Source organism: Salinicola socius (assembly GCF_001937195.1).
In the GTDB taxonomy this organism is placed as follows: Bacteria; Pseudomonadota; Gammaproteobacteria; order Pseudomonadales; family Halomonadaceae; genus Salinicola; species Salinicola socius.
Genome location: NZ_MSDO01000083.1, coordinates 1 through 2,039, shown reverse-complemented (window position 1 = coordinate 2,039; position 2,039 = coordinate 1). Strand labels below are relative to the sequence as shown.

At 61.8% G+C, this 2,039-nt stretch carries 3 protein-coding genes; all 3 read left to right on the top strand.

What is annotated here, in order from left to right:
• Nucleotides 1-575, top strand: a 575-nt coding sequence (locus BTW07_RS19935) for a hypothetical protein (protein ID WP_158025904.1), incomplete at its 5' end; no start/stop codon positions are given.
• 2 nt (nucleotides 576-577) lie between these two features.
• Nucleotides 578-928: a DUF5455 family protein gene (locus BTW07_RS18905; protein ID WP_075571666.1), complete on the top strand. Its 351-nt coding sequence runs from the start codon at nucleotides 578-580 to the stop codon at nucleotides 926-928.
• Entirely contained in the window at nucleotides 928-2,010 is a 1,083-nt protein-coding gene (locus BTW07_RS18900; RefSeq protein WP_075571665.1) for a zonular occludens toxin domain-containing protein, read from the top strand. Before BTW07_RS18905 ends, BTW07_RS18900 begins: the two co-directional genes overlap by 1 nt.
• The last annotated feature ends 29 nt before the right edge of the window (nucleotides 2,011-2,039 follow it).

Sequence of the window (2,039 nt, the reverse complement as noted above, 5' to 3'; positions counted from 1 at the left end):
CGGGGGGTGGTAGTGGGTCAGGTGGCTCGACCGGTGGCGATAGCGGCTCTGACGGTGGCAGTTCTGGCGGCGACAGTGACAGCGGTAACGATGACGGCGACGGTCTAGGTGCCGTACTCGATGCCATAGGTAGCGTTCGCAAGGCCATCAACGATGGCTTCAATAACCTCGTCGACACCTTCACCAATCAGGATGGCGCCCCCTCGGGCGATGATGTCGTGGCCGACTTCGATGGTCAGGGCCTCAGCGATGACCTGATGGCCGAAGCCGAAACCCAGAACGACGGTATCCAGGGCGAACTGACCCAGCGCTACCAGGATCTGTTCGAGTCCGACTCCAGCATCCTCGGTTCGGCGTTGAACAGCGTCAGGGACACCGCCACCTCCTGGCTTCCCTCGATCCCCACCGGTGGCGGCTGTACCCCTCTCACGTTCTCGTTCCAGGGCCATACGTTGACCATTGAGTGTCGCGTCTTCGATCTCATCAAGGCCGCGCTCTCCTGGATTCTGTTCTTCTTCACGGCGTACCAGATCACCATGATGGCGCTGTCGTATCGCAACGGCGGGGAGGCCTGATCATGGGAGCCCTTATCCGCCTGCTCTTCACCGCCCTGATTCCGCTGCTGCGTGAGTTCTTCAAGCACTTCGGTGGGCTGCTGCTGCGGTTCTTCTTCTGGCTCAAGGTCGTCAAATTCGGCCTGTTCATAATCAAGGTCGGGATCTTCCTCGGCCTCGTCACCGGCATGGCCGCCGTGATTTCCGGCGTGGTCGATGGGCTGACGGTATCCCTCCCACCGCTGTTGGCCGACGGCTTCAACCGCATATTGCCGAGCAACTTCTCCAACTGTGTCGCTGCCCTGGTGATGGCAAAGTTTGCCGTCTTCGCGCTCCAGGTGAAGGACCGCGTTCTCGGCCTGGGAGGCATCTGATGGCCGTCTACGTTGTCACCGGCAAGCTCGGCGCGGGCAAAACCCTGGTTGCGGTGGGCAAGATCAAGGACAAGCTCAACCGCGGCTGCCCGGTGGCTACCAACCTGGATCTCCGGTTGAACAAGCTGATCGGGGAGAAAGCCAGGAACACCCGCGTTTATCGCATCCCGGACAAGCCCCAGCTGGCCGACCTGGAAGCGATCGGCAGGGGTAACGAGAGCTACGACGAGAACAAGAACGGCCTGTTGGTGCTCGACGAATGCGGTACCTGGTTCAACTCCCGATCCTGGGCCGACAAGTCGCGCCAGGCGGTCATCGACTGGTTTCTCCACGCTCGGAAGCTCGGCTGGGACATCATTTTCCTGATCCAGGATCTCTCGATCATGGATAAGCAGGCCCGCGTGGCGCTTGCCGAACACGTCGTCTATTGCCGCCGCCTGGATCGTCTCTCGATCCCGTTCATCGGCTCGCTGTGGTCGATGTTCGCCGGCGGCAAGCTGCCGATGCCCAAGGTCCACCTCGGCATCGTCAAGTACGGCGATTCTCCGCAAAGCCTCGTCGTCGAACGCTGGACCTACACCGGCCGCTCCCTCTATCCGGCCTATGACACCAAACAAGCGTTCTCCGACGCCTATCCCCACCAGAGCTATTCCATGCTGCCGCCGTGGCTCACTCACGGCGTGTTCCGCGTACCCCGCGACGCGAGGTTCCACATGCGCCTGACCCGAATCTACTGGAAGCGGTTCAACCGCCCCTTCCTGGCTACCGTCTCTTTTCTGATGGGCATCGTCCTCACCACGTCCGTGCTGGTCATCGATCAAGTCGATGCCCGCAACAGCACAGCAGACACCGAGGCCACGCCCGACACCCCCGCCCCGACGGTCGACCTCACGGCCTACCGACGGGCGCGGATCACCGGGTATGCCCAGCTGGGCGACCTCACAACCTATCGACTCCTGGACGGCGACAACCGGCCCACCACCAGCCACGACCTCGAGCGCCAAGGGCTCACGGTCGTGCCGATGGGCGCCTGTCACCTCCGCCTCGCATCTGGAGCCCAACATGCTGACATCGGTTGCTAAATCCGCACTGTTCTTTCTGCTTTTCTTGA